The sequence below is a fragment of the Tellurirhabdus rosea genome (assembly GCF_026278345.1).
In the GTDB taxonomy this organism is placed as follows: Bacteria; Bacteroidota; Bacteroidia; order Cytophagales; family Spirosomataceae; genus Tellurirhabdus; species Tellurirhabdus rosea.
Genome location: NZ_CP111085.1, coordinates 2,728,939 through 2,750,550 on the forward strand (window position 1 = coordinate 2,728,939; position 21,612 = coordinate 2,750,550).

A 21,612-nucleotide genomic window follows, 5' to 3' on the forward strand; every position below is an offset into this window, starting at 1 on the left:
CGAACCGGCTCGAATGGTCCTTGCCCGGATGGGCTCTGTCCGAAAAAAAGCCGGTTCAGACCCCGACGCGGGCGGTGAAGTAGTCGACCATCTCGTTCGGGTGAATTTCCAGAACGTTGGCCAGCACCAGCAGCACCAGCGTCCGGGAGGCCATGCGGCGCGGGATATTGGCCAGCGAGGCAAACCGGTCGACCGTAATGCTGCTGTGCTGGTCGAGGTGCTGCATCAGCGTCCGTTCTTTATCGCCGTACGTAAACCGGATGTTTCGGGAAATGCGTTCGCCTTTCAGGATTTCGCGGACCTCCTTGCTGGCCTGCACCGATTTGTCGGCCACCCGGATGTAAGCCCGTTTGTCTTCGTCGAGGGGACCCAGCACAACGTAATGCGGCTTCACCGGGCTTTCTGGGACGTGAATCACCAGCACATCGCGTTCGTCGGAGAGGGCCACCCGTTCCAGGCGGTAGTCGATCGCCGGCGTGCAGTATTTTTCGATGGCCCGGACGAGCAGAAACTCGTCTTCATCAATGTGTTTCAAGCCGCAGAGGCTTTTGTCGTCGCCGATGCCGATCAGCAGCACACCGCCTTCGGTGTTGGCAAATGCGACAATTTCACGGACAATGCGTTCAGGATGATTAGACTTCAATTTGAATTCCAAATGAGTACCCTCACCCTGTTTCACCAGTTCTCTGAGTGCCCTGTAGTCCATCCGTCTTGCCACTAATCGTTAAGCCACTGCCTTACGGCCTGTGTTGAATAAATGTACTGTTTTTTGGTATCAGGCAATGATTGTCGCCAAAATATTTTCAGATATTTCCGCAGAAGTTCGTAACCGGTTCGGCAAACAGCGGGTTATCTTATCAATCACCTGACTACACTTAAGTAACACAAAAATGTACGTAAACGTTGCCATCGTTCTGCTGACCTTCGTCACCATGGAGGGCGTCGCCTGGTTCACCCACAAATACATTATGCATGGAATTATGTGGCGCTGGCACCAATCTCATCACACCCATCACAAGCAGGTTCTGGAGAAAAACGATCTGTTCAGCGTCCTCTTCAGCCTGACCGCCGTGGCAACGGTGGTGGTGGGCAGCCGGGTTCCGTCCTTATGGTTTCTGGCCCCAATCGGCATCGGCGTAACCCTCTACGGAATTTTTTATTTTCTGTTCCACGACATTATCGTACACCGGCGCGTCCGGATCAAATTCAACACCCGGAACCGGTATCTGAAGCGCATCATCCGCGCCCATTACGTGCATCATAAAGTCCACGTGAAAGAAGGAGCCGAAGCGTTTGGATTCCTGTACGCGCCGAGGAAGTATGAAAAGGGGTAGGGGGTAGAGTTTAGGGTTTAGAGTTGCTTCGCCTCATTACTGACTTATAATTGAGGCGAAGCAACTCTAAACTCTAAACCCCCAGCAGAAAAAAACCGGCAAGTGTGCCGGTTTTTTTCTGCTGGGTTAGTATTCGTCTTCGTTGAAGAAGAAATCATCCTTTGTCGGATAATCAGGCCAAATCTCCTCAATACTCTCGTACGGCTGACCATCGTCTTCCAGTTCCTGCAGGTTTTCCACGACTTCAAGCGGAGCGCCAGAGCGGATCGAATAGTCGATTAATTCATCTTTTGTTGCCGGCCAGGGGGCATCCTCCAGATAGGATGCCAATTCGAGTGTCCAATACATAGGCGTTTCTTCTTTACGTATGACAACTGATTGTCGTTAGGAGTGCAAAACTAAAAAAATATAAATATCCAAGTAGTTTTCATATAAAATCTTTACAAAACCGCTCAGATACGCTTAAAACGCCAATTTTTCCGAAATGTTTAGGGGTTAGGGATTGCAGAAATCGCAATACATCGGGTCGGCACAAGGCTCGCCCCCGGGATGAACTTTCTCCTGCCCGAAACCACAGCGAACGCAGCGGTAAAGCTCCGAACGAATGCCCCGGGTCGGCAGGCCACAGTGCCCGCAGGGAAGACCCGGAATCCGCTCGACCCTATCAAAGCCGGGACAGCGGCAGGCCGGGCAGCGGCTTTCCAGCTTTTCGATCAGCTTGGTGGTGCATTCGGCAATCACCTGCATCCGGGTCGGGTTATGCAGGGCCCGCATGTCCGTTTCAACGGTTATATCCGGCCGCTTCTGCAGAAAGGCGGCCGCCCGGGCCCGTAGCTCACCGGGGTCGTGCAGGCCTTTTACGGTCGGAAACCCCTCGCCTTTGAGAATAAGCCCGTGGGAAGGGAAGCGGGCGGCCTCGGCAAACCGGAGAACTTCGTCGAGTGAGGCCGTCGTGAGGCTGGCAAAATTGGTTTGGGTGGAGATGTGTTCCGCCGTAATTTCCAGATTGTTCCGCAAGTCCGCAAAAACCAGCAGTTCGAGGTCGGCGGCGACAAAAGGGAAATAGGGGTGAGGCCCAAACGACCCCTCGCTCGCCACCCCGACCGACTCTCCGGTCAGCGCCAGGGCTTTCCGAAGTTTCAGCCGGGCCGCTTCGAGAGCCGTCCCGGGCCTTTTTGTTTCACCTGTGAATGTTCCGAACTCATCCGTATTCAATCCTTCCGGAAGTTGGCACCTCACCCCCAAGGCCTGTTCCAGCGCCGAAGCGATGACCGCCTCTTTGCCGTGCATGGTTGCAATGACGACGGTCCGGCCCCGAAAAAGGTCCGGACCGCTGTCTGCTTCATTGTCCCTGTCCAAGGGAAAAAGCGGGTTTTCCATCGAAGGTGCACAGGTTCTCCGTCTTGATGATGTCGAAACCGGCCGTGTTGATTTCGCTCATCAGTGTCAGAATCTGCTGGTACGTCACCGGCCTGAACTCTTCCGTCGTGAACCGGCAGCGCCAGTGGTCGGTGCAGAACGTCTCCGGAATGCCGCCCGGGTAAACCTTCACGCCCCGGTTGGTAATCATGTTCAGGCCCAGTTCTCCGTTCCGGAAGTCTTTCAGCGATTCGCCGAGCTGCTCGGCACTGCCTTTTTTCCAGTGCAGAAAGATATCGACGCCTACCGTAGCCTTCTGGGCCGCGGTTGTCTGCTTCAGATTCACCGTGATGCTTTTTTTCGCCGCGGCGGTATACTGCACCGGTTTCAGCTGCGTCGGCTGCTGGCCCAGGCGGGCAATTACGGCGTCGGCAAACTCCCTCGTCCCGACTTGTTCGCGGCTGATTCCTTCCTTGTAAATGTCGTAGGTGTGGATACCGTCTTCGAGGGTCTTCAGCCAGGCGTTATGCACCTTTGTCGCTTCTTCGGCCAAGCCTAGATACACCAGCATCTGAACCGCCCCGAGCAGCAGCCCGGACGGATTCGCCACGTTCTGGCCCGCCCGGCGCGGGGCCGAGCCGTGGATAGCTTCAAACATGGCGCACTGCTGGCCGATGTTGGCCGAGCCCGCCAGCCCGACGGAACCCGCAATCTGGGCCGCAATGTCCGAGATGACGTCGCCGTACAGGTTTGGCGTCACGATCACGTCGAAGGCCTCCGGCGTATCGGCCATCTTGGCGGAGCCGATGTCGATAATCCAGTGTTCGTTCTCGATATCGGGGTATTCGGCCGCCACTTCTTCAAAGACTTTATGAAACAGGCCGTCGGTCAGTTTCATGATATTGTCCTTGGTGAAGCAGGTTACTTTTCGGCGGTTATATTGCCGGGCATATTCAAAGGCGTACCGTACAATCTTCTCGCAGCCGGGCCGTGAGATAATTTTCAGACACTGCACCACTTCGTCAGTTTGCTGGTGTTCGATGCCCGCATACAGGTCTTCTTCATTTTCACGAATAATGACCACGTCCATTTTCGGGTGTTTGGTATCCACAAAAGGGTGGTAGGACACACACGGACGGACGTTGGCGTACAGGCCCAGCATCTTGCGGGTCGTCACGTTGAGGCTTTTGAAGCCACCGCCCTGCGGCGTGGTGATCGGGGCCTTCAGGAAGACTTTTGTGCGCCGCAGCGACTCCCACGCCTGCGGCTCAATACCCGCCGAAAGGCCCCGCTGGTAAACCTTTTCGCCAATTTCAATGGTTTCGTAGGTCAGCGGTGCCTCCACCGCGTTCAGGATGCGGAGCGTTGCCTCCATAATCTCCGGGCCGATGCCGTCACCGTAAGCAACTGTTACTGGGATTAGGGTTTTCATCAGAATGGGCGTTATGTGATTGCCCGGCAAATGTATTTATTTTTTCATAAATAAAAGCTTTACTTTTATCAATAAAATATATACTTTGAAAAAACATTTGTTAACTTTGAAAGTCTTGTTCAATAGTTGCGTCAACTCTTCTGTTTGTTATGGAATATAAAGTCTCGGTTAAGATCAACGAGAATCTGTTTCTCCGCGATCCGGAGCAGTCAGCCCTTGGCCGGAGAATCGTTCAGGAAAGCATCCAGCTTCTGAATGATCTTGGCTTCGAAGAATTTACGTTCAAAAAACTGGCAACCCGGCTGCATACCAACGAATCGAGCGTCTACCGGTATTTCGAAAACAAGCACCGGCTGCTCGTTTATCTGGTTACGTGGTATTGGCGCTGGATGGACTTTCAGCTCAATTACTTCACCCATTCGCTGAAAGATCCGGCGGAGAAGCTGAACGTCGCCATCCGGCTGCTGCTGCTCCGGCAGGAGGCTCCCGTGCCCCAGCAGGACTACATTACGTTCCTCGGGCTGCACCAGCTGGTGGTCAAGGAAGCCAGCAAAGCGTACCTGACCAAGCATGTGACGGAAGACAACAAACAGCAGTTGTTTAAGCCGTACAAAGACCTCTGTGCGCACATAGCGGACATTATCCACGAGTGCAGTCCGAAGTATAAATATTCCCGCTCGCTCACCAGCACGCTGATCGAAATGGCCCATTATCAGGCGTTTTTCATGCAGCACCTGCCTTCGCTGACCGATTTTGGGGATACAAAAAATGAGGACGAGCTGATCACCTTCCTGACGGACCTGGTTTACTCAGCCATTGGCCTGAAGAAGGCGGCGGCGCTGGCACACAACGGCAACGGAGCTCATTAAGCGGCATGCAGGTCGAAGTTTGCGCTTTTTCGCTGGATTCCTGCCGAATCGCGCAGGACAGCGGAGCCGACCGGATTGAACTCTGCGGCGGAGCGCCCGAAGGCGGCACTACGCCCAGTTACGGACTCATTCAGGCCGCCCGCGAGCTGCTGGTCATCGAACTATACGTGATGATTCGGCCGCGGGGCGGGGATTTCCTGTATACCGATCTGGAATTTGAAGTGATGCAGCGGGACGTGCGGAGTGCCCGGGCCTGTGAAGTCGATGGGCTCGTTTTTGGCCTGCTCCGCGCCGACGGAACGGTTGATGAAGAACGGACCCGGGAGCTGGTCGAGCTGGCTCATCCGCTGCCCGTCACGTTTCATCGGGCCTTCGACATGAGCCGCGACCCGGAGGAAGCCCTGGAGGCCGTTATCCGGACGGGCGCGAAGCGGATTTTAACGTCCGGTCAGCAGGCTTCCGCCGAAAAAGGCATTTTGCTGCTGGAAAAACTCGTAAAGCAGGCGGCAGGACGCATCCAGATCATGGCCGGAGCGGGCGTAACTCCCCAGAACGCCACCCGGATTGCCGCCACCGGCGTACAGGCCCTGCACCTGACCGGCAAAAAAGTAGAACCCAGCCCGATGACGTTCCGGCATCCCAGTCTTACCATGGCGTCGGTCGTCCCGGACGAATACGAACGGCTAGGCACTGATCCGGCGCTGATTCGCCAGTTAAGGTTGAAGGTTGAAATTTGAAGGTTTAACGTGCTCCGCCTCAATGCGAGTAGAGGGGCGGAGCCACGTTAAACCTTCAAATTTCTTACCAGAAATACCCGTACAGGAACGTCAGAATCACGACGATGACCAGGGAGCCCAGCGCGAAGCCTGACCGCACCCGGAACATCGTGGCGTCGATTTCCAGCCCTTTCAGACTCGGGCGCTGCAAGCCCAGCACAAACATTACCGCCACGCAGATCAGGAAGATAAAGCCCATCTGGTCCAGGAAAGGAATTTCGTAGCGGCCGGCTTCCTGATTCAGGTAGGCAAAGCCGTAGGGTTGCAGACCCGACAGATCAAACGTTTCGGGCAGCAGGAATTTGAAGAACAGCGCCAGCAGAAAGCCGCCCACGATGGCGAACATGGCCCCGGCCGTATTGGTCCGCTTCCAGAAAAAGCCCATCAGAAACGCCGCAAAGACACCCGGCGAAACCAGACCCGTCATTTCCTGAATGAACTGGAAGCCGCCTTTCTTGTCGATGCCCATGTACGGCGAGATGATGATGGCCAGAATCAGCGAAATCAGGATGGTGATCCGGCCAATCCGCACCAGCGTCCGCTCGGAAGCGTCCTTGTTGATAAATTTCTTGTAGATATCGAGCGTGTAAATGGTCGAGATCGAGTTGGCTTTCCCGGCCAGCGAAGCCACAACCGCGGCGGTCAGGGCGGCAAACGAAAGTCCCTTCAGACCCGGGGGCAGCAGGTTCAGCAGCACCGGATAAGCGCGGTCCTGGTTCAGTTGGCCGTTGGTCAGCATTTCGGTCTGAAACAGGCCCTGCTGGTACAGCGTGTAGGCCGCAATGCCCGGAATAACGACGATCAGCGGCATCAGCAGCTTCAGGAAAGCGGCGAAGAGAATACCGTTCCGGGCCGTTTTCAGGTCGGCACCCAGTGCGCGCTGGGTGATGTACTGGTTACAGCCCCAGTAGTTCAGGTTCACAATCCACATCCCTCCGAAAAGGACAGTCAGGCCGGGTAAGGCCGCGTAATTCTGGTTGTTGCGCTCAAAAATCATGTTGAAGTGATCGGCGGACTTGGACAGCATGAGGTCAAAGCCAGCGCCGAGGCCGTTCAGGCCGTTCTGCTCCGAAACCAGGTTTACGGCCAGATAGGTCGTTGCCAGACCGCCCAGAATCAGGAAGAACACCTGAATCACGTCCGTGTAGCCGATTACCTTCATCCCGCCGATGGTGATGATGAGGGCGAAAATAGCCAGGCTGATCATGCAGAACCAGAAATCAATCCCCGAGATGGTGGATACGGCCAGCGCGCCCAGAAACAGGATGGAGGTCAGGTTTACCAGCACGTACAGAAACAGCCAGAAAACGGCCATAATCGTCGCGACGGTGTCGTTGTACCGCTGCCGCAGAAACTGGGGCATCGTGAAGATGTGATTCTTCAGGTAGATCGGCATGAAGAAAACGCCGACGATGATCAGCGTAGCGGCGGCCATCCATTCGTACGTGGCGATGGCGAGACCCATGGAAAACCCGTTGCCCGACATGCCGATGAACTGCTCAGCGGAGATGTTGGAGGCGATCAGAGAAGTACCGATAGCCCACCAGGTCAGCGACCCTTCGGCCAGAAAAAAATCGGTGGACGACTGCTCTTTGTTTTGTTTTCGCTTGTAAATCCAGTAGCCGTAGGCCGCTACGATTACGAAATAAATGAAGAATACACTGTAATCAATTGCTTGTAATTGCTGCATGAGTCTGTCAGGGCAGGAGGTATTAGGTTAGTAAAAGCACATTTTGAAAGCGAAAGATAGCAAATTCAGAAATTATCCTTTTTGTTTCTTGAAAAGTTACAAAATAATCGTGCGGTTCCGGTGAATGAACACCCGGTCGTTGAACACCAGATTCAGCGCTTTGGAAAGCACCAGTTTTTCCACATCACGGCCTTCGGTCGCCATATCGCCGGCTGTTTGCCGGTGGTGCACCTCTTTGACATCCTGGGCGATAATGGGCCCTTCGTCGAGGTGGTTGTTCACAAAATGGGCCGTAGCGCCGATGATCTTTACGCCCCGCTCATACGCCTGCCGGTATGGATTGGCCCCGATAAAGGCGGGCAGGAAGGAATGGTGGATGTTGATGATGCGGTTCGGAAAATGGTCTACGAACGCTGGGGTCAATACGCGCATGTATTTGGCCAGCACCAGGTATTCCGGCTCGTAGATGGCCAGCGTCCGCAGCATGGCCTCCTCGTGTTCCTCGCGGGTCCGGTGTTCGTGGGAGATGTAATGGAACGGAATCCCGAATTTGCTCACCAGCGGTTGAAGCGTATTGTAGTTGCTGACCACGGCCAGAATGTCGGCGTCCAGTTCGTCGAACGCGTAGCGGATCAGCAGTTCACCCAGGCAGTGGTGCTCCTTGGTGGCAAAAACGACGATGTTCTTCTTTTTCTTCGGATTGATGCGTAGGTTGACCTCCCCGGGCAGCGTCCGGCCCAGTTCGTCCAGTAGCGCCTCCCGGCCGAGTTCGCCCTCAAACTCGGTCCGCATGAAAAACTGCCGGTCGGGGCTTACGTATTCGTCATTCCGGATGATATTCAGGTTGTGGTTGTAAAGCACGCCGGTTACTTTATGAATCAGGCCCGTACTGTCGGGGCCGTCCATGAGCAGCACGTGCCGGGTTTCGGTGGACATAGATTGGAATGGGGTTGATTAGATTTTTAAAGTCGAAACGCTTTGTTGGGTGAAACACGCAACGGGCAGGAATAAAAAGCTATTTTTGTTGAATTGCCGAAATATACTAAGTTTAGTCGTCCCTATTCCAACCGTACCATTTTGGAACCGATTCTCCATACACAAAAGCGTAAGCTGTTACTTGAAGTTGCCTGGGAAGTTTGTAACCAGGTTGGCGGTATTTACACCGTAATCCGCTCAAAGGTGCCCTCGATGGTCGAGAAGTGGGGCGATGACTACATTGCGCTGGGACCTTATTTTCCCAATAAAGCCAACATTGAACTGGAGCCCATCCGGCACGACGACGGCACCGAAATCGGCCAGACGGTCGAAGCCATGCGCACGCTCGGATTTGAAGTACAATACGGATACTGGCTCGTTACGGGCAAGCCCCGGGTCGTTCTGTTTGGCCTCAACAGCCTTACTCCCGAACAGACCAACCGGGTAAAATACCTGCTCTGGGAACACCACGGCATCTCGACGCTGAATGCCGAGCCGCTTGTCAACCAAGTGGTTGCCTTCGGCGAAATGGTCCGCCTTTTTCTGACGATGCTGGCGGAAAATCACGCCCGCAAGCTCGACATTGCGGCCCATTTCCACGAATGGATGGCCAGCAGCGGCCTGCCCGAACTCCGGCGCGATAACGTCAAGGTGGCCACCATCTTCACGACCCACGCCACCATGCTGGGCCGGTATCTGGCCATGAATGAGTCGGGTTTTTACGGCAAGCTGCCCTTCTTCGACTGGGCCAAGGAGGCCCGCCATTACGGCATCGAAGCCCAGGCGACTATCGAACGGCTGGCCGCCCAGCAGTCGCACGTCTTCACGACCGTGAGCGATGTTACGGCCCGCGAGTGCGAGGTTTTTCTCGGCCGCATTCCGGACCTGATTTTACCGAACGGACTTAATATTACCCGCTTTGCCGCCGTCCACGAATTTCAGAACCTGCACGTCAAATACAAGGAACGGATTCATGAATTTGTGATGGGGCACTTCTTCCAGAGCTATTCTTTCGATCTGGAAAAAACACTGTATTTCTTCACCTCCGGCCGCTACGAATTCAGCAATAAAGGCTACGACCTGACGCTGGAGGCGCTGGCCCGGCTCAACTGGAAAATGCGGGAGGCGGGCATGGACATGACCGTCATTATGTTTCTGGTCACGAAGCAGCCGTACCACTCCATCGACCCGGACGTGCTGCACAGCCGCGCACTGCTCAACGAGATTCAGGAAACCTGCAAAGCTATCGAGGAGCAGATCGGAAACCAATTGTTCAAGGAGGCCGCCTCGCGCGAGGACATCGACTTGCCGGACCTGAACCAGTTTGTCGATGAATACTGGCGGCTCCGGCTGCGGCGGACGGTTCAGAGCTGGAAAACGCACAAACTGCCGCCTTTTGTTACGCACGATCTGGTGCAGGAGGACGACATGGTGCGGTTTATCCGGCAGGTTAAGCTGATCAACAACGAGCAGGACCGCGTTAAAGTGGTTTACCATCCGGACTTCATTGCTTCAACTAATCCGCTCTTTGGTCTGGATTATGGGCAGTTTGTCCGGGGCTGCCACCTCGGCATTTTCCCGAGCTACTACGAGCCGTGGGGCTACACGCCGCTGGAATGCGTCGTGCGGGGCATTCCGACCGTGACGAGCGATTTGTCGGGCTTCGGCGATTTCATCCAGCAGATCATGCGGGATTACGAAAGCCGGGGTATTTACGTCGTCAACCGCAAGACGCAGAACTTCAACGAGGCCGCCGACCAGTTAGCCAACATCCTGTTCCGCTTTGTGCGCCTCTCGCAGCGCGACCGCATCGCCCAGCGGAACCGGGTCGAGAACATCTCCGACGTCTTCGACTGGACCAACCTGCGGAGTTACTACGACACGGCGCACGATCTGGCGCTGAAACGGAAGAAGCCGTAAGTGCTCTGTAGGTACGCAACAAATTGCGTATCTTTTTTTAGCGGCGAATGTGACGTAGATCACAGATTTTCTTTTTGGCTACCCGTACCTTGCTGCGCAAATGAATTTGCCCATGCTCAAAGGGACTAAATTATACAGCATTCTTTTCAACAAATGTCCCCGCTGTCAGGAAGGAGATTTTTTTGAGGGCCGTCAAGCGTTCAATCTGAAAACGTTTGACCGTATGCACAAAAAATGCCCGGTCTGCGGCCAGGATTACGAGCCGGAACCGGGCTTTTATTTTGGAGCCATGTACGTCAGCTACGCGCTGTACGTCGCTTTTACGATTTCCACCTTTGTACTGCTGGTGGTGTTGCTGGATGTGGACGTCATGAATTTTCTCTATTTTCTGCTACCGTGCATCGTCCTGCTGACGCCTTATTTTTTCCGGGTTGCGCGGCGCACTTGGATTAACTTCTTTGTGAGTTACAAACCCGATAAAGCCGCGCAGCAACAGAGTACTCTGACTGGTAGTGCAGTCAATGACGAAGCGGTCAATATGTAACCCTTCTGCCTTGTGCTCTAAGCAAGGAATCGAGACTCACCTCATAGCGCTTCTCTACCTGTCTTGACAAGTTGGGAACCTGTTCGGGGTCAATGTAAGGCAACTGATAACGGGGATGAAAGAGGTAGTCGTACCACCGCCGGAAGCGAAGCGGATTTTTAGCAAACGTACGGGTATAACACCGTGTCTGCGGGCATAAAGCGTGTCATTTTATAGTCATTAAAATTACTTCTCACTCCAGTAAAAGTAGGAGCAAAGTTGTTTATCTCCCACCAGTCGAACCCTTCTTTTGTGCTGTAATGGTAATTCGTGCCGAAGTCAGTTAGGAAACGTAATGGAGGGATGTTAAGCAATAAAGTTACTACAAAGAATCCTACGCCTACCTTTCTCAAAACGTTGTTTCTCACCGATTAAAATGGTTTTTAGGGTTTGTTCGTCTGTTGCTTTTCTCTTAGAATCTTGTCATTTCTTGTAAATTTTATTGCGTAGTAAACCTAATATTCTGCTTAGGACGAATTACCTATTAATACCTTGCAATGAGTCATATCGCTGCCGATACAATTCATAAATTTTTTCGTTCCGTTTAGGCATTTCATCCTTATTCATATAAGGAAGTTTATAGCGTGGATGATATAGATAGTCATACCAATTCCAAAATTTTAGTGCATTTTTCGAAAATGTTCGGTACAGAATAGTATCCCCTTTATCAGCTAATAAATACTTGTATTTAATGAAATTTGATTCTACATTTTTGTAAGGTGCGCCAAACGCTGGTAATTCCTCGAAAATTACTCCTTGCGCTGTGGAATAGACATGGTCTTTACCAAAGTATACTATCCAGCGTATTGGTGGCACATTCGACAAAAGAACTAATCCAGAAATAATAACGAATATTTTTATGCTCTTTTTCATTATTGTCAAAATTATAGAACAAGGAATGAGCCTTGTTCTAATATAAATTTTTATTGACAAGCTTTGTAACTGATGCCAGGTTGATGAGTCGCCCGGTTCACGTTGGGATTCGACTGCCAGTTGCGCAGGTCCCACCCAAGCTGTCCCGGCGAGTAGCCGCTGCCTAAACCAATCTGCGCTATCGTTTTGGGGATGCTCAGCTGAGCCGCTTCCATGACCCGGATGACAAACGTGGTGCAGTTGAAATTAGCCAGGTGATAGGTAGCGTCTGAGTACATATCTATCCCGTACAGCGCCCCAGCAAACTGGCCGGGGGTTACGTCGGGATACGTAACATGAACAGTATAATTATCCCTTGTCACATTGTCTCCATTGTCTTTTAATACTGGTGCTACAGGCTGTATCAAAGAAAGTGGTCCGTTGGCCGGATAGAAGCCGATTACCTGCGTTATGCTTTCACTTGGATTGCTACGATTAGTTTTTGTTACCTCAATGCAGGTATGCCTATTGAATTATCAACTCCAATAGAAGAGCCACTGCCCGGCGACGGTTCCTGCACATGAACCGTGATAGAAAACTTAAATTGCTGTGCGTTCACAAACTAATTGCTTCCAAAGCAACGAAGATATGACTGAATGCTGTTGATAACGGGCGCACCCTGCCCACCAAAATTATACTGGACAGCTTGAGTACCCGTATTCCCTGTTCCGCCAATTCCAGTTGGCTCTCCCGGATTGCCAGTCGGGGTTCCTGTCGTTACGGTCCCACCCGGAGTAGCAAAACAATTAAAAGAAATATCTGTGTGGGTGTATTGCCATTCTGTACAAACGTCACCCACGCAAGTTCTTTCGTACCAGTCAATATACGTCGGCTGGCACACCAGATTAGGTTGCGCCATACGCGCGTTTTCTGTTACGGGGGAAACTTCCCCAATGTAATGTCCAATCTGATAACGTGCCCCATACTGTAAGTTTTCATTCCAGTCAAAGAAAAGCACATAGCCCGTAAAGTCTTTTACAACCTGCCGGAAAGAGCTTTTGTCAAGAGCATGCTTCTTATCTTATTGATAAAAAATATACCAGAGGCCACCACTTTCATGATCAGGGAGCGATAATTCCCATTTTTGTCTCTGACAACTACATACTTTGTCAGAACCGTAATGTTTTCGTAGGGGTCCTCCCGATACACTGCATCCGGTTTGGAATGATCACGGTTTTTGCGGGCACCCTGAACCGCTTCGTAATCCAGCGGTAGTTCAACCACGGTTTCACCATTCAGCTCATAGCTTTCGCCTTTTTCCCATCTTGGTGTTTTGTTTTTTGATTTCGTTCCGGCGGTAACTCGGTTGTTTTTTCCGTAGCCTACCTTATCAAACCAGGCCTTCGCGGCCACAACGTGAGGGTCTGAGGATACCGGAGAAACCGGAAGTGTTTCTTTATCCTGCTCACAGGCATAGAAAGTGATTGATAGAACTAAAAAAGGAGAAACAGAATAAATCTTTTCATAAAGAAGACAGGCGTTTTGATTAGGTGATTACTTTACCAAAAGTGCAATCACTTTTCAACACCTGCCTTGACATATATCAAGAAACGTTCCTTCTTGCTTTGGCCCGCATCCGGCTCAGCGTCTCCGGCGTCATGCCCAGATAGGAAGCAATCTGTTTCAGCGGAACGCGGTTGAACAGGTGCGGCGAGGTAGCCATAAGCTGTTCAAAACGCTCCTGGGCGGTCTGCATGCGGAGTTGCCGCGTCCGCTCTTCACTGCGTACGTAATAGGTCTCGGTCAGCACCCGGCCAACCCGGTTGAACTCCGGAAACTGGTCGTACAGGCGCTGGAGATTCTGAAACGAAATCGCCACGATCGTGCTGTCTTCCAGCAGTTCGATAAATTCGTACGCGGGTTGTTGGCTGAAGAAGCTGTAGACGGAAATAATGAACTCCTCTTCGGCCATGAACCAGGACGTTAACTCCTTGTCCTCTTCCAGATAAAAAGCCCGTGCCAGCCCTTTTTCTACAAACCACAACTGGTTACAGACCTGTCCGGGCTGCAGGAGCAAGGTGCCTCTGGGCAGATTCCGAATCTTGACCGCCTCCGCCAGCGCTTCCCGAAACGCCCCGGACATGGGCGTAATGCGCTCAATCTGGGCAAGCAAATGCTGCATACAGCTTACAGACTACAGGCGTAGGTGCTCTCGTACCCCGGAAAATGCGGGGACATTACGCCGCCGACGCTGATAACCCGGTCGAGCCGGATTTCGTCGCCCGCCGCCAGAATCAGGTATTCCCCATCCTCACGGGTTTCGACGGATTTGATCAGGGCATCGCGTTTGTAATATTCGTGCAGGTCCGTCAGGAACTCGAAGCGGACGAATTTTTTCTGCTGCGCCGTGGCCTGGATATGGTCGTAGAAGGCGCGGTCGATGGGTTGATAAGCTGTCATCTGTTGTAAGACCCTGTTTCCTAAAGAACAGCAAAGAACCGGAAAGTGATTCTTCCACCCCTTCTTTTTCATTAAACAGATGCCATATCTCCAAGATATGGCATCTGTTTAATGAAAAAGCCCCGCCGGACATGTCCAACGGGGCTTTTCTATGGTATTAAGGCTTACTCCAGCGTCGAAAGCTCCTTCTGGAACTCCGTCAGGATGACCTCCTTCATGGCAATCTTCCGCTTCTGCGTGTTGATCTTGCCTTGTGCCTGCTTGTCCAGGTCGGGGTCGCCGGTGAGCGTGAGGCTGTTCATGGCCAGCGACAAATCGCTTTTCTCGCGGCGGACGAGGTATTCCATCTCCCGGATTTTGGTCCGGAGTTGCTCGCTCTTGCTTTTCAGTTCAAAAGCCGGGTATTTACGCTGCAGCACGCGGTGCAGGTAATTCAGCTCGAAAATCTTGTCGCAGGCGGCCCGGAAGCGTTCCGACACGGCTTTGTCGACCAGTTTGAACGGAATCTTGATTTCCTTCCACTGGTTGAGCAGCGTCTTGGCGCGGTCAGCCGAAGTAGCAATGTCCGGCGACTTGGCGAGGCGCTCGGCTTCGTCGGCCATTTTCATCTGCTGCTCCACGCGCGGGTCGATGCGAACCTTCGGCTGGATGCCGCGGGCGAGGTTGTATTTGTCGAAAATCGTCTTCGTAGCCCGGCGGAAATTTTTCAGCAGTTTGCCCGACCGCTTGATCGGGATTTCGCCGACTTCCTTCCACTCGTTGTTCAATTGCCGGACAAGCTGGTAAGACTCCGTGAGCGTCTTCATAAAGCGCTCTTCGGACCCAACCTGGGCCGGGCGGCCGTACGAGTTCTGGGCATCCGGATTGCTCGGAGTAAGCGGGCGGTTTCGTTCGGCGTAGATAACATTCTTCGCCGCCCGTTCGGCTTGCTGGATGAGACTTTCGTACTTCTCGATCCGCTCCTGAATGATCTTGTTCTGTTCGTTAAAGAATTCGCGCCGGCGCTGAAAGAATCCGTCGAGGGTCTGCTGAAAACGCTCTTCAATGGTCGCGTCCTGGTCTTTGTCGACCGGGCCGGTTTTGATCCATTTGGTCTTGATCTCCTGCAGTTCGTCGGCCGTCGTCTTCCAGTCGGTGCTGTCGGCGATGGCTTCCGCTTCGCCTAGCAGGGCGCGTTTGATTTCGAGGTTTTTGAGCTGGTTTTTCTCAATGAGAGCAACCAGCACCTCTTCCAGCGCGTCGAGCCGGTTCAGCAGGGGTACGAAGTTTCCGATGGCGTCGAAACTCAGCAGTTTCTTCCGCAGTTGCACCAGTTTCGTTAAGTACGAGCCTTTGTTCTGGGCTTCCTCAACTTCCTGCTCCAACTGATTCACTTTGTTTTCAGCGATCGCAAAACGGTTTTTGAAGTAATCCAGAGCTTCCTGCTCCGTACGTTTTACTTCGCCGATTTGCCGGTCCGGATAGCTGAGGTAGCCCGCTAAGAATACCTTTCCGTCTTTGACGTAACCGTATTCGTCTACCAATTGAGCCTGTTCCATTTTTTACTCTTTTAAGGCTAAGCTATGGGTTTAATTTGTGATATTTGCCCGAAGACAAATGTACGCAAAAAATGAGCCAGGAAACGATTATTTTTTCCATGGCGGGTGTCAGTAAAATTATCCCGCCCAATCGACAAATCCTAAAGAATATATATCTTTCCTTTTTTTACGGCGCTAAAATTGGCGTTTTAGGGCTCAACGGGTCCGGTAAATCTACCCTGCTGAGAATCATTGCCGGACAGGATAAAAACATTCAGGGGGATGTTGTCTTCTCACCCGGCTACTCGGTCGGCATGCTCGAACAGGAACCGCAGCTCGACCCGGCCAAGACGGTGCTGGAGGTGGTGCAGGAAGGCGTACAGGAGATTGTGGACCTGCTGAAAGAGTTCGACCAGATCAACGAAGCCTTTGGTGACCCCGATGCCGACTTCGACAAACTGATTGCCCGCCAGGGCGAGGTGCAGGAAAAACTGGACCATCTAAACGCCTGGGAACTCGACAACCGCCTCGAAAAGGCAATGGATGCCCTGCGCTGTCCGCCCTCCGATGCGCTGGTGGCGACCCTCTCCGGCGGGGAAAAACGGCGCGTGGCCCTCTGCCGCCTGCTGCTGCAACAGCCCGACGTGCTGCTGCTCGACGAGCCGACCAACCACCTCGACGCTGAATCGGTGCTGTGGCTGGAAGAACACCTCCGGCAGTATGCCGGAACGGTCATCGCCGTGACGCACGACCGCTACTTTCTCGACAACGTGGCGGGCTGGATTCTGGAACTCGACCGCGGCGAAGGCATCCCCTGGAAAGGCAATTACTCATCCTGGCTCGAACAAAAGCAAAACCGCCTGGTCAAGGAAGAAAAGCAGGAATCGAAGCGACAGAAGACCCTGCAGCGCGAACTGGAATGGGTGCGCATGGCTCCCAAAGCCCGTCAGGCCAAATCGAAAGCCCGTCTGGGTGCCTACGAAAAGCTGCTGAGCGAGGATAACCGCCAGAAAGAAGACAAACTTGAAATCTTCATCCCGGCCGGACCGCGTCTGGGCTCAAAGGTCATCGAAGCGCATGGCGTGGCGAAAGGCTACGGCGACCGGCTACTCTACGAAAACCTCGACTTCCAGCTTCCACAAGCCGGTATTGTGGGCATCATCGGGCCGAACGGGGCCGGTAAAACGACGCTGTTTAAACTCATCACCGGGAAGGAAAAACCGGATGCGGGGACGTTTGAAGTCGGCGAAACCGTCAAATGGGCTTACGTCGATCAGGAACACGATGGCCTCGATCCGAACAAAACCGTCTTTGAAACGATCTCCGGCGGCAGTGAATGGGTCATTCTCGGCGGCAAACAGTCCAACGCCCGGGCGTACGTGAGCCGGTTCAACTTTTCGGGTTCGGACCAGGAGAAAAAAATCGGCAACCTCTCGGGCGGAGAGCGCAACCGCGTGCATCTGGCGATGATGCTGAAAGAAGGCGCCAACCTGCTGCTGCTCGACGAACCGACCAACGACCTGGACGTCAACACGCTGCGGGCACTGGAAGAAGGTCTCGAAAACTTCGCAGGCTGCGCCGTGGTCATCAGCCACGACCGCTGGTTCCTCGACCGGGTGGCTACGCACATCCTCGCATTTGAAGGCGAATCGCAGGTTTACTGGTTCGAAGGCAACTTCTCGGAATACGAAGAAAACCGCCGCAAACGACTGGGCACCGACGCCACGCCGAAGCGGATTAAATACAAAAAACTAGTGTAATCTTGAACTTGGATTACGCTGATTGAGATGATTAGCTGTGATTTAAAATCAGGCGAAGCCAATCACAGCTAATCATCTCAATCAGCGTAATCCAGATTCAGAAATCTTTCTTCATGGCATACTACGGCTTTCTGAACGGACAAATCTGCCCTGTCGAGCAATTGGCGATCGGTGCCACGGACCTCGGGCTGCTACGTGGCTACGGCCTTTTCGATTATTTCCGGACCTACAACGGCCGACCTTTTCAGTGGGATTGGTACTGGCAGCGGTTCATGAATTCGGCGGCCATGCTGCACATGACGGTGCCGATTCAGAAAGACGAAGCTTACCGGACGGTTATGACGCTGATCGAAAAAAGCGGCGGCGGCGATGTCGGCGTTCGTTTCGTGCTGACCGGCGGTTACAGTCCGGACAGTATATCCGTTCTTCAGCCCAACCTGATGATGATGGCCGAAGAACTCCCCCCGGCGGCCCACAGCCAGCACGAAAACGGCATCAAGGTCATTCTGGATGAATATGTCCGCGAGATGGCGGAAGTGAAAACCACGGATTACAAACGCGTGATCATGCTGGCGACGGCCATTCAAGCGGCCAAAGCGCAGGATGTTCTTTACCACAAAAACGGCGAGATCAGCGAACTCAGTCGCAGCAACGTGTTCCTTCTGAACGGCAATCGGCTCATTACGCCCAACCGCCACATTCTGCACGGCATTACCCGGAAAACGGTCCTCCAGCTGGCCAAGGCCGATTTTGTCATCGAGGAACGGCCCGTTCTGCTTTCGGAACTCTACGATGCCGATGAAGTCTTTACCACCAGCTCGACCAAACAGGTGCTGCCCATCACGCAAATCGGCGACCTGACAATCGCCGACGGGCGGCCGGGTGAACGGACCAAGTATCTGCACGAACGGTTCGAGGAGCTGGTCTCCAACTGGTAACGCTACGCCATCACCCGTTCCGGCATCAGCAGCGCCTGGCTGAACTGTTCGGTAGTGTGCTGTTTGAGGTAGGCTTCCGCGTTTTGCGGGTCGAGGCTTCCGGCGTGCAGACAGTCGAGGATGCCTTCCGCAATGGCTGCAGGCTTGTCCGGGGCGACTCTGACACCGAGCCTGTAATGCCCGATGAGCTTTCCAATCAGGCCCAGGCTGGAACCAACCAGCGGCTTGCCGTATTTGGCGGCCAGCCCGATGATGTTGCTCGAACCGTAAAAATTGAGGTAAGGAATCAGAATAGTATCCGAGCAGGCAAACAGCTCACCGGTCCGTTCCGGGCCGACAAACTCAAACATGTTTACAATCGTCAGCTCAGGATAGGCCTCCCCGGCTTCGCGGAGTGCCGGACTGATAACCGCTTCATAACCGGGCTCGACTTCACCGGCGATCAGCAGACACATGCGGCTCCGCACCGATTCCGGCAGGAAGGCGAGTGATTTCAGAATATTGGGGATATTTTTTCGCGGAGAAAGGTGGCCGTAGATCAGACAGACAAACTTGTCTTCGGGCACGCCCAGCCGCTTTTTCACGCTGGCAACGGAATCGTCGGGCGGCGCCACCTGCTGAATCGGATCGGGCAGGTAGCGAAAGCGGGAGCCGAAACGCTGGTTATAGGTCGCCACCGCTTCGGGGTCGTTCAGGAAATAAACGGTTTTCAGGTTCGGGTTCTGGAGCATCCAGTACGTCTGCAACGTTTTCCGCAGGCCGCGAAACTCCCGGCGCAGGCTGTCCTTCCAGGTTGCCCCGCTTTCGAACTCCCGGCAGAACGGAAAGAACAGAATGCCGCTGAACTGCACCCCGGAACGCCTTACCCACCAGCGCGAAATCTCCAGCTGAAACGGCTCCAGCTGCATGATCAGCACTTGTTTTGCCCCCAGCAAAGCTGCGATTCCGAGCATGTAATGCATTTCGGCGCTGGCCCGGCGGATCACCGAAGGCTCCTTCGAAAAAACGTCGATTTCGGCCGCAGGCAGGTAATGAAACTTCAGGTGCGCCTCGTACTCCTTAAACCGAGTTCGGGAGGCTTCGTGAACGGCAAAAACGTACTGCATTCGCAGTTCTTCCTCCTGATGAAGGAGAAAGTTCGCCAGACATTGCAGGTAATCGAGGTGATGACCGCTGGTATCACGGTCATAAATGACATGTACGGGAGGTAGTAACGAGATCACGGACAGAGCGCTATTTGCTCCAGCAAAATAACAACTCTCCTTAACTTAATAATCCTTAATATGTAAATCCGGTCGATAAAATTTGGTAAATTAATTATGCGGTAGTTAACCCGCTGTCTCAGAGGCTAACTACCGCCAGCAGAAAGCCTTAGTTCTTGTAAATCCGGACTTCCATCGTTCCGTCGGCTTTGATGAAGCCCCGGTACATGCCTTCCGAATTGAAGGGCATGGCAATGTTGCCTTTCCGGTCGAGGGCAATCACGCCGCCTTCGCCGCCGCGCTGCACCAGCTTTTTCATCACCACTTCGTCGGCTGCTTTCTGAAGGCTGTAGCCTTTGTACTCCATCAGGGCCGAGATGTCGTAGCCAACCACCGACCGGATGAAATATTCGCCGTGCCCCGTGGCCGACACGGCGCAGGTAGCGTTGTTGGCGTACGTTCCGGCTCCGATAATCGGCGCGTCGCCAACCCGGCCGTATTTCTTGTTGGTCATGCCGCCCGTAGACGTTCCGGCGGCGAGGTTGCCGTACTGGTCCAGGGCCACGCAACCCACGGTGCCGTATTTTTTCCCTTCGATAAAAATCAGGTCGTGCATCAGCGCGCCGGTCGTGTCTTTAGCCGAGTGGTCGAGTTCCACTTTTTCTTCCTTCATGGCCTTTTCCAGCGCTTTCCAGCGGGCTTCGGTGTAGAAGTAGCTCGGGTCTACAATCTCCAGGCCCTGTTTTTTGGCAAACTCCTCCGCGCCTTTCCCGACCATCATCACGTGCTCCGACTTTTCCATCACTTTTCGGGCAGCCGAAATCGGGTTTTTCACCACCGTCACCCCGGCCACCGACCCGGCCATCAGGTTTTTGCCTTCCATGATGGACGCATCCAGCTCGTTTTTGCCGTCGTGCGTAAAAACGGCCCCTTTGCCCGCATTGAACAGTGGCGAGTCTTCCATAACGTGAATGGCCGCTTCGATGGCATCCAGACTGGTGCCGCCTTTTTTGAGTACGGCATAACCCGCCTGCAGGGCCTGCTTCAGAGCATCATTGTACGCCCGTTCCTTCTCCGGGGTCATGTTGCTGCGGGTAATCGTACCGGCTCCACCGTGAATGACGAGAGTGATTTTATTCTTGTAGTCCTGAGCGTTGAGCATAAAGGGTAAACAAACGAGGCAGGCAAAAAGGGCAATTTTTTTCATGTCCGGTTAGCTTTGGAAAAAGGGTTCTTTCGCGGGTGAGGTGGAGGCAAGAAGCGAAACTCCGTTCAACGCCACCTTCCCGCCCAACGGAGCAATCGCACGTTTAGACTTCGTTGTGCAGTTTAAACGGCTCCTCGTCCGTCACCCAGGCGAGCCACTTGCCCTGCGCTTTCATCACCTGTTCGATGATGTCGCGCACGGCCCCTCGTCCGCCGGGTTTGGGGGAGATGTAGTCGCATACCGCCTGCACCTCATCGGCCGCGTCGGCCGGGCAGGTACTCAGCAGATTCGGGCGGCGAAGCACCGGAAAATCCGGCAGGTCGTCGCCCATGTACAGCACTTCGTCCTCCGTCAGTTTGTGCTGGTTGAGGTAACCGAGGTAGGCGTGCAGCTTCTGGTCGGTCGGACCGCCCATCATGATATCGGTAATCTTAAGGAATTCCAGCCGCTTGCGCACCCCGACCTGATTGCCCGCCGACAGGATGGCTACCCGGTACCCCGCGTGGATGGCCCGTTCGATACCGTAGCCGTCGCGGATGTTGAACGTCCGGTACATTTCGCCCGATGCCAGGGCATTGACGGAGCCGTCGGTCAATACCCCGTCTACGTCGAAAATAAAGGTTGTAATGCGTTTAAATCGGTCCTGAATAGCGCTCATGCGTGGGAATACTGGTTGCACGAAATTACGCGTTCGCTCGAAACTTTGGCAAAGTTTCCAAACTTTCCCAAAGTTTGCGG

Annotated in this window: 22 protein-coding genes; 7 read left to right on the forward strand and 15 right to left on the reverse strand. The window is 53.6% G+C overall.

Annotation, left to right across the window (positions count from 1 at the left end):
• Positions 1-55: 55 nt before the first annotated feature.
• Positions 56-706 (reverse strand): AlbA family DNA-binding domain-containing protein, encoded by a 651-nt coding sequence (locus ORG26_RS11435; RefSeq protein WP_266369227.1) that lies wholly within the window; start codon positions 704-706, stop codon positions 56-58.
• Between the two features lie 184 nt (positions 707-890).
• On the opposite strand from ORG26_RS11435, the gene ORG26_RS11440 reads away from it, so the two are divergent.
• Positions 891-1,334 carry a sterol desaturase family protein gene (locus tag ORG26_RS11440; protein ID WP_266369228.1) on the forward strand — a complete coding sequence of 148 codons (444 nt, stop codon included), beginning with the start codon at positions 891-893 and terminating at the stop codon, positions 1,332-1,334.
• 126 nt (positions 1,335-1,460) lie between these two features.
• Here the strand turns inward: ORG26_RS11440 and ORG26_RS11445 are convergent, their stop codons facing one another.
• From ORG26_RS11445 to ORG26_RS11455, 3 genes are all read right to left on the reverse strand, one after another.
• Complete coding sequence (locus tag ORG26_RS11445) at positions 1,461-1,682, reverse strand: DUF2795 domain-containing protein (RefSeq protein ID WP_009284883.1); 222 nt, start codon at positions 1,680-1,682, stop codon at positions 1,461-1,463.
• Positions 1,683-1,829: 147 nt separating this feature from the next.
• Positions 1,830-2,693 (reverse strand): DUF6671 family protein, encoded by an 864-nt coding sequence (locus tag ORG26_RS11450; RefSeq protein ID WP_266369230.1) that lies wholly within the window; start codon positions 2,691-2,693, stop codon positions 1,830-1,832.
• Positions 2,677-4,125, reverse strand: a complete 1,449-nt coding sequence (locus ORG26_RS11455) for an NADP-dependent isocitrate dehydrogenase (RefSeq protein WP_266369232.1) — start codon at positions 4,123-4,125, stop codon at positions 2,677-2,679. Before ORG26_RS11455 ends, ORG26_RS11450 begins: the two co-directional genes overlap by 17 nt.
• 149 nt (positions 4,126-4,274) lie before the next feature.
• Here ORG26_RS11455 and ORG26_RS11460 point away from each other — a divergent pair, with 149 nt between their 5' ends.
• A complete protein-coding gene (locus ORG26_RS11460) occupies positions 4,275-4,994 on the forward strand; it encodes a TetR/AcrR family transcriptional regulator (protein WP_266369233.1) in 720 nt (239 codons plus the stop codon).
• A gap of 5 nt (positions 4,995-4,999) precedes the next feature.
• Complete coding sequence (locus ORG26_RS11465; RefSeq protein WP_266369235.1) at positions 5,000-5,731, forward strand: copper homeostasis protein CutC; 732 nt, start codon at positions 5,000-5,002, stop codon at positions 5,729-5,731.
• 64 nt (positions 5,732-5,795) lie between these two features.
• Here ORG26_RS11465 and ORG26_RS11470 read toward each other — a convergent pair whose 3' ends face one another.
• Positions 5,796-7,460 (reverse strand): sodium:solute symporter family transporter, encoded by a 1,665-nt coding sequence (locus tag ORG26_RS11470; RefSeq protein ID WP_266369236.1) that lies wholly within the window; start codon positions 7,458-7,460, stop codon positions 5,796-5,798.
• A 96-nt stretch (positions 7,461-7,556) separates the two neighbouring features.
• A complete protein-coding gene (gene purU / locus ORG26_RS11475) occupies positions 7,557-8,396 on the reverse strand; it encodes a formyltetrahydrofolate deformylase (RefSeq protein WP_266369238.1) in 840 nt (279 codons plus the stop codon).
• Between the two features lie 141 nt (positions 8,397-8,537).
• Here purU and ORG26_RS11480 point away from each other — a divergent pair, with 141 nt between their 5' ends.
• Both ORG26_RS11480 and ORG26_RS11485 read left to right on the forward strand, forming a co-directional pair.
• Positions 8,538-10,355, forward strand: coding sequence for a glycosyltransferase (locus ORG26_RS11480; RefSeq protein ID WP_266369240.1), 1,818 nt, complete (start codon positions 8,538-8,540; stop codon positions 10,353-10,355).
• Between the two features lie 223 nt (positions 10,356-10,578).
• Positions 10,579-10,899 carry a DUF983 domain-containing protein gene (locus ORG26_RS11485; protein ID WP_323134424.1) on the forward strand — a complete coding sequence of 107 codons (321 nt, stop codon included), beginning with the start codon at positions 10,579-10,581 and terminating at the stop codon, positions 10,897-10,899.
• Positions 10,900-11,415: 516 nt separating this feature from the next.
• Here ORG26_RS11485 and ORG26_RS11490 read toward each other — a convergent pair.
• From ORG26_RS11490 to ORG26_RS11515, 6 genes are all read right to left on the reverse strand, one after another.
• Positions 11,416-11,811 carry a hypothetical protein gene (locus ORG26_RS11490; RefSeq protein ID WP_266369243.1) on the reverse strand — a complete coding sequence of 132 codons (396 nt, stop codon included), beginning with the start codon at positions 11,809-11,811 and terminating at the stop codon, positions 11,416-11,418.
• 50 nt (positions 11,812-11,861) lie between these two features.
• Positions 11,862-12,089: a hypothetical protein gene (locus ORG26_RS11495; protein WP_266369245.1), complete on the reverse strand. Its 228-nt coding sequence runs from the start codon at positions 12,087-12,089 to the stop codon at positions 11,862-11,864.
• 736 nt (positions 12,090-12,825) lie between these two features.
• On the reverse strand, positions 12,826-13,203 hold the full coding sequence (locus ORG26_RS11500) for a hypothetical protein (RefSeq protein ID WP_266369246.1): 378 nt from the start codon (positions 13,201-13,203) through the stop codon (positions 12,826-12,828).
• Between the two features lie 190 nt (positions 13,204-13,393).
• Positions 13,394-13,972, reverse strand: coding sequence for a Crp/Fnr family transcriptional regulator (locus ORG26_RS11505; RefSeq protein ID WP_266369248.1), 579 nt, complete (start codon positions 13,970-13,972; stop codon positions 13,394-13,396).
• Positions 13,973-13,977: 5 nt separating this feature from the next.
• Positions 13,978-14,250 (reverse strand): hypothetical protein, encoded by a 273-nt coding sequence (locus tag ORG26_RS11510; protein ID WP_266369249.1) that lies wholly within the window; start codon positions 14,248-14,250, stop codon positions 13,978-13,980.
• 164 nt (positions 14,251-14,414) lie between these two features.
• A complete protein-coding gene (locus ORG26_RS11515; protein ID WP_266369251.1) occupies positions 14,415-15,788 on the reverse strand; it encodes a DUF349 domain-containing protein in 1,374 nt (457 codons plus the stop codon).
• A gap of 71 nt (positions 15,789-15,859) precedes the next feature.
• On the opposite strand from ORG26_RS11515, the gene ettA reads away from it, so the two are divergent.
• Positions 15,860-17,527, forward strand: coding sequence for an energy-dependent translational throttle protein EttA (ettA, locus tag ORG26_RS11520; RefSeq protein ID WP_266369253.1), 1,668 nt, complete (start codon positions 15,860-15,862; stop codon positions 17,525-17,527).
• A gap of 113 nt (positions 17,528-17,640) precedes the next feature.
• Entirely contained in the window at positions 17,641-18,465 is an 825-nt protein-coding gene (locus ORG26_RS11525; RefSeq protein WP_266369255.1) for an aminotransferase class IV, read from the forward strand.
• A gap of 2 nt (positions 18,466-18,467) precedes the next feature.
• Here ORG26_RS11525 and ORG26_RS11530 read toward each other — a convergent pair whose 3' ends face one another.
• The 3 genes from ORG26_RS11530 to ORG26_RS11540 form a co-directional block, all read right to left on the reverse strand.
• Entirely contained in the window at positions 18,468-19,571 is a 1,104-nt protein-coding gene (locus ORG26_RS11530) for a glycosyltransferase (RefSeq protein WP_266369256.1), read from the reverse strand.
• A 265-nt stretch (positions 19,572-19,836) separates the two neighbouring features.
• The gene (locus tag ORG26_RS11535) at positions 19,837-20,874 is read right to left on the reverse strand and encodes an isoaspartyl peptidase/L-asparaginase family protein (protein ID WP_323134425.1); all 1,038 of its coding nucleotides are present in this window, start codon (positions 20,872-20,874) and stop codon (positions 19,837-19,839) included.
• Positions 20,875-20,977: 103 nt separating this feature from the next.
• Positions 20,978-21,532 carry a KdsC family phosphatase gene (locus tag ORG26_RS11540; RefSeq protein ID WP_266369257.1) on the reverse strand — a complete coding sequence of 185 codons (555 nt, stop codon included), beginning with the start codon at positions 21,530-21,532 and terminating at the stop codon, positions 20,978-20,980.
• Positions 21,533-21,612: the final 80 nt, after the last annotated feature.

Bases quoted from the DNA above. Each gene is read 5' to 3' on its own strand.
- ORG26_RS11435 (WP_266369227.1), bottom strand. From the start codon at position 706: ATGGACTACAGGGCACTCAGAGAACTGGTGAAACAGGGTGAGGGTACT.
- ORG26_RS11440 (WP_266369228.1), top strand. From the start codon at position 891: ATGTACGTAAACGTTGCCATCGTTCTGCTGACCTTCGTCACCATGGAG.
- ORG26_RS11445 (WP_009284883.1), bottom strand. From the start codon at position 1,682: ATGTATTGGACACTCGAATTGGCATCCTATCTGGAGGATGCCCCCTGG.
- ORG26_RS11455 (WP_266369232.1), bottom strand. From the start codon at position 4,125: ATGAAAACCCTAATCCCAGTAACAGTTGCTTACGGTGACGGCATCGGC.
- ORG26_RS11460 (WP_266369233.1), top strand. From the start codon at position 4,275: ATGGAATATAAAGTCTCGGTTAAGATCAACGAGAATCTGTTTCTCCGC.
- ORG26_RS11465 (WP_266369235.1), top strand. From the start codon at position 5,000: ATGCAGGTCGAAGTTTGCGCTTTTTCGCTGGATTCCTGCCGAATCGCG.
- ORG26_RS11470 (WP_266369236.1), bottom strand. From the start codon at position 7,460: ATGCAGCAATTACAAGCAATTGATTACAGTGTATTCTTCATTTATTTC.
- purU (WP_266369238.1), bottom strand. From the start codon at position 8,396: ATGTCCACCGAAACCCGGCACGTGCTGCTCATGGACGGCCCCGACAGT.
- ORG26_RS11485 (WP_323134424.1), top strand. From the start codon at position 10,579: ATGCACAAAAAATGCCCGGTCTGCGGCCAGGATTACGAGCCGGAACCG.
- ORG26_RS11490 (WP_266369243.1), bottom strand. From the start codon at position 11,811: ATGAAAAAGAGCATAAAAATATTCGTTATTATTTCTGGATTAGTTCTT.
- ORG26_RS11495 (WP_266369245.1), bottom strand. From the start codon at position 12,089: ATGTACTCAGACGCTACCTATCACCTGGCTAATTTCAACTGCACCACG.
- ORG26_RS11505 (WP_266369248.1), bottom strand. From the start codon at position 13,972: ATGCAGCATTTGCTTGCCCAGATTGAGCGCATTACGCCCATGTCCGGG.
- ORG26_RS11510 (WP_266369249.1), bottom strand. From the start codon at position 14,250: ATGACAGCTTATCAACCCATCGACCGCGCCTTCTACGACCATATCCAG.
- ORG26_RS11515 (WP_266369251.1), bottom strand. From the start codon at position 15,788: ATGGAACAGGCTCAATTGGTAGACGAATACGGTTACGTCAAAGACGGA.
- ettA (WP_266369253.1), top strand. From the start codon at position 15,860: ATGAGCCAGGAAACGATTATTTTTTCCATGGCGGGTGTCAGTAAAATT.
- ORG26_RS11525 (WP_266369255.1), top strand. From the start codon at position 17,641: ATGGCATACTACGGCTTTCTGAACGGACAAATCTGCCCTGTCGAGCAA.
- ORG26_RS11530 (WP_266369256.1), bottom strand. From the start codon at position 19,571: ATGCAGTACGTTTTTGCCGTTCACGAAGCCTCCCGAACTCGGTTTAAG.
- ORG26_RS11535 (WP_323134425.1), bottom strand. From the start codon at position 20,874: ATGAAAAAAATTGCCCTTTTTGCCTGCCTCGTTTGTTTACCCTTTATG.
- ORG26_RS11540 (WP_266369257.1), bottom strand. From the start codon at position 21,532: ATGAGCGCTATTCAGGACCGATTTAAACGCATTACAACCTTTATTTTC.